Source organism: Vibrio sp. SG41-7 (assembly GCF_014164465.1).
In the GTDB taxonomy this organism is placed as follows: Bacteria; Pseudomonadota; Gammaproteobacteria; order Enterobacterales; family Vibrionaceae; genus Vibrio; species Vibrio splendidus.
On the sequence record NZ_JACJFF010000336.1, the window covers coordinates 1 to 594 of the forward strand.

Sequence of the window (594 nt, forward strand, 5' to 3'; positions counted from 1 at the left end):
TTAAGGCTAATCCACAACAGTTCTTGCCCTGGAATTATCAGTCCAATATCTAATCAAAACAGGCTCTGGCTTTTGGCCAGAGCCGCTTCTTCATACCTATGTACACTATCTTCTCGTAAGCTCACTGTCTTTCACAGACATTACATAATCACCTTTTCTATCAACAATCAGCTCCGCTATCGAACGCTGACAGCCCATAGCATCAAGACTAATTACTCGGCCGTTAACTCGGATTAGTTTGAGTAACTCTGGAATAGTCGTGATCTCATTAGATTTCGCGCTCGTTTTAAGTTGTCCTAATACCAGACCTGTATCGACAGAATAAGCATTCACCATATGTGTTAGACACTTCTTCTCGCTATAGTCATACGTACCTTTCAAGGACTTCCCATCAATGGCTATATGTTTGGTTTCTAATGATTTTTCATATTGAACGTCATTGCACCATCGAGTGAAACAAAGAGAAAACTGGCTCTTCGACGTTTCAAGTGGATTTCAATATTTCAGCGGCAGGGCTCGCTATCATGTAGATCATGGTGATGAAAGTGGCTGTATTTCTATAGCCTCGAGCCCTCGACCTCGCGGCTTGAAATA

General features: G+C 42.1%; 1 pseudogene. It reads right to left on the bottom strand.

Going from position 1 to position 594, the window contains the following annotated elements:
• Positions 1 to 105: 105 nt before the first annotated feature.
• A pseudogene (locus H5300_RS26990) lies at positions 106 to 465 on the bottom strand (ISAs1 family transposase); the annotation flags it as partial.
• Positions 466 to 594: the final 129 nt, after the last annotated feature.